Below are 3,766 nucleotides of genomic sequence, written 5' to 3'. Positions count from 1 at the left end.
CCAACGGTTATTACATTCTATGAATTTGCATCATGGGTTTTCTTTATGTCAGTTTATGTTTTATTTCAGTTAAAATTTAATGCCGGTTTCTTTTCGATGTCGATGAATAATTGGCTTTTACTTCTGCTTTTGGCTTCAGTTTGCACAGCATATGCTTTTACGGCTTCTGTAAAAGTAATGCAGAGACTGACTCCTTATACTGTTATGTTAACGACTAATTTAGAGCCTGTTTACGGAATTATCCTGGCGTATTTTATTCTTGGCGGAAAAGAAAAAATGAGCACGGAATTTTATATAGGAGCTGTAATAATTGTAATTACAGTAATCTTAAATGGCGTTTTCAAGCATTATCAAAACAAGAAGAAAGTGTAATCTTTTACTTATTTTTAAATTGCATTTTTATACTTTAAACAACAATTAACTTCGCCAATGATATAATATTTTTATATTTGCGGTTCGATTTACAAACAAAATTCAAAAATCCATGGAATATTTAGATTTTGAGCTTCCAATAAAAGAACTTGAAGAACAGTTAGAAAAGTGTGTTATAATTGGAAAAGAATCTGACGTTGATGTAAGCCCAACTTGCAAGGAAATCAACAAGAAATTAGTAGAGACTAAAAAAGAAATATACAAAAACCTTACGGCCTGGCAGCGCGTACAATTGTCAAGACATCCGAACAGGCCTTATACCTTAGATTATATCAGAGCGATTTGCGGTGATACGTTTTTAGAACTTCACGGAGACAGAGGCTTTAAAGATGACAAAGCTATGGTGGGCGGATTAGGAAAAGTTAACGGTCAATCTTTTATGATTGTCGGTCAGCAAAAAGGTTACAATACTAAAACACGTCAATACCGAAATTTTGGTATGGCAAATCCTGAAGGATACCGTAAAGCTTTGCGTTTGATGAAAATGGCAGAGAAATTTAATATTCCTGTTTTAACTTTAGTAGATACTCCCGGTGCATATCCTGGACTTGAAGCTGAAGAAAGAGGACAAGGTGAAGCCATTGCCAGAAATATTTTTGAAATGGTTCGTCTAAAAGTGCCAATTATTACTATTATTGTAGGTGAAGGTGCTTCTGGAGGAGCTTTAGGAATTGGTGTTGGAGATAAAGTTTATATGTTGGAGAATACCTGGTATTCTGTAATTTCCCCGGAATCATGTTCTTCTATTTTATGGAAAAGCTGGGAGTACAAAGAACGTGCGGCTGATGCATTAAAACTGACTTCATCTGACATGAAAAAACAAAAATTAGTTGATGATGTAATTCCTGAACCATTAGGAGGAGCGCACTATGACCGAGAAACTACTTTTAAGACAGTTGCCGAATACATTACCAAAGGCTATAATGAATTAAAAGACTTATCAACAGCTGACCTAATTGCCCAAAGAATGGACAAATACAGTAATATGGGTGAGTATAAAGAGTAAATTCATAAAAATTGAATTAAAATCCGAAGCCTTACCGTTTCGGATTTTTTTTTGGTTATGAACAAAAAAATCATTTTTATAAACAATTATTAGTTATAACTAGATAGCATAGTTTTTTTAAATTTTGCTACTTTCGCTGTATGGAAAATTTCAAAAACGTAAACCCTATAAAAGTCGATAAAACCACTATTATTAATCTGGAAAAAGGTAAGTTACCTCCACAAGTAATAGAGATGGAAGAGGCTGTTCTTGGGGCAATGATGATTGATAAAAAAGGAGTTGATGATGTAATTGATATTTTGCAACCCGATGCTTTTTACAAAGACGCACACAAGCATATTTTTGAAGCAATTTTGCAACTTTTTACAGAGACACAACCAATCGACTTGTTGACAGTTTCAAGTCAACTAAAGAAAAACGGAAAACTGGAATTAGCAGGAGGAGATTTTTATCTGATTCAGCTTACGCAAAAAATTGCTTCTTCCGCGCATATCGAATTTCACTCACGTATTATTCTTCAGAAATTTATTCAAAGAAGTTTGATTCGAATTTCTTCTGAAATTATCGAAGAATCTTATGATGAAACTACAGATGTTTTTGATTTATTGGATAAAGCAGAATCAAAACTGTATGAAGTAACTCAGGGAAATATTAAACGTAGTTCTGAAACTGCACAGAGTTTAGTACTTCAGGCAAAAAAACGTATTGAAGAAATTGCCGGTAAAGAAGGATTAAGCGGAATTGCTACAGGTTTTGAAAAACTAGACCAGGTAACTTCCGGATGGCAGCCTTCGGATTTAATTATTATTGCAGCTCGTCCGGGTATGGGTAAAACAGCTTTCGTACTTTCAATGGCACGAAATGTTGCTATTCAGTTTGGGCATGCGGTGGCAGTTTTTTCACTAGAGATGGCTTCGGTTCAGTTAATCACGAGGCTTATTTCATCTGAAACAGGATTGTCATCAGAAAAATTAAGAACAGGAAAACTGGAAAAACACGAATGGGAGCAGCTTAGTACTAAAGTAAAAGATTTAGAAAAAGCACCTTTATTTATTGATGATACACCTTCACTTTCGATTTTCGATTTACGTGCAAAATGTCGTCGTTTGGCTTCTCAGCACGGAATCAGACTAATCATTATTGACTATTTGCAGTTAATGACAGCCGGAGGTAACGGTAAAGGAGGAGGAAACCGTGAGCAGGAGATTTCTACAATTTCCCGAAACTTAAAGGCTTTGGCAAAAGAGTTAAATGTTCCGGTAATTGCACTTTCTCAGTTATCGCGTGCCGTTGAGACACGTGGATCCAGTAAGAGACCTTTGCTTTCTGACCTTCGTGAATCTGGAGCTATTGAGCAGGATGCCGATATCGTTTCGTTTATTTATCGTCCCGAGTATTATAAAATTGAAGAATGGGATGATGATGAACAATCACCAACTGCAGGTCAGGCTGAATTTATTATAGCCAAACACCGTAATGGTGGTTTGGAAAATATTAGGTTAAAATTCATCGGAAATTTAGGTAAGTTTGATAACCTTGAAGATTTTACTGGCGGTTATGATGATTTGCCTTCAAAAATGAATCATGATGATAATCCTTTTATTACCAAAAACCTGCCGTCTGCAAACGAGGCTTTTGGCAGCAATCTCAATGATGACGATGATGATAGCGACGTGCCATTTTAATTAAAATAAAAACCCAAACAAGGAAAATCTTCATTAGCGTTGTGCTAATGAAGATTTTTTTTTGTTCTTAAATGATAACTTAATTTCATAAGTAATTTTACACAATTATATCTTTTATGTAAAATTAATTCGGTAGATTAGCAAAACCATTAACAAAATTAATACTATTAACTATTCAAAAAAATTAAAACTATGAGTGAAGACACATTCCCAGGGCCAATTCAAATTCCATTAGCAACTGCTAAAGAATGGGAAAAAAGGTATCAGGATGACACTACTGCTGAAGACAGTAAGACCAAAGTAAAATCTTTTCTAATACCAAGAGAAAGTTTAGAAACAGTTCTGAAACTTAATACCGATGCCGTTCGTGCTTATATTGGTATTAATGACAAAAAAGAAAAGACCCTTCTTTTTGTCGGAGCAGAGTATGACAAAGAAACTGGTAAATATAATGATGTTTACGGGCCACCATCATCCGGAGAACAGAGATCTGCAGCTGCAGCTGAAGATGTTGTTTATGATGGTACACGTCCTAGTCCTCCTTATTGATTTTAATTGATATTAAAAAATGGATGATTTTTTAATATACTTAGGTTATTTAGTTTTATTAATTAACCTGATACTTTACAGTATTAGCTTTTTC

Annotated in this window: 4 protein-coding genes; all 4 read left to right on the top strand. The window is 34.6% G+C overall.

All coding sequences use genetic code 11. The features are described 5' to 3' along the window. Positions 1–372: EamA family transporter (locus DCO46_RS22355; protein ID WP_165829087.1), on the top strand; the 372-nt coding region annotated here is incomplete at its 5' end. Positions 373–484: 112 nt separating this feature from the next. Next, the gene (locus DCO46_RS22350) at positions 485–1,438 is read left to right on the top strand and encodes an acetyl-CoA carboxylase carboxyltransferase subunit alpha (protein ID WP_116754671.1); all 954 of its coding nucleotides are present in this window, start codon (positions 485–487) and stop codon (positions 1,436–1,438) included. A gap of 140 nt (positions 1,439–1,578) precedes the next feature. Beyond that, positions 1,579–3,123 carry a replicative DNA helicase gene (gene dnaB, locus DCO46_RS22345; RefSeq protein ID WP_116754670.1) on the top strand — a complete coding sequence of 515 codons (1,545 nt, stop codon included), beginning with the start codon at positions 1,579–1,581 and terminating at the stop codon, positions 3,121–3,123. Positions 3,124–3,315: 192 nt separating this feature from the next. Further along, positions 3,316–3,672: a hypothetical protein gene (locus DCO46_RS22340; RefSeq protein WP_116754669.1), complete on the top strand. Its 357-nt coding sequence runs from the start codon at positions 3,316–3,318 to the stop codon at positions 3,670–3,672. Positions 3,673–3,766 lie beyond the last annotated feature (94 nt).

The sequence above is a fragment of the Flavobacterium sp. HTF genome (assembly GCF_003105115.1).
Taxonomy (GTDB): Bacteria; Bacteroidota; Bacteroidia; order Flavobacteriales; family Flavobacteriaceae; genus Flavobacterium.
Note: the sequence above shows the minus strand (reverse complement) of the source record. Positions and strands in the feature narration are given on the sequence as shown.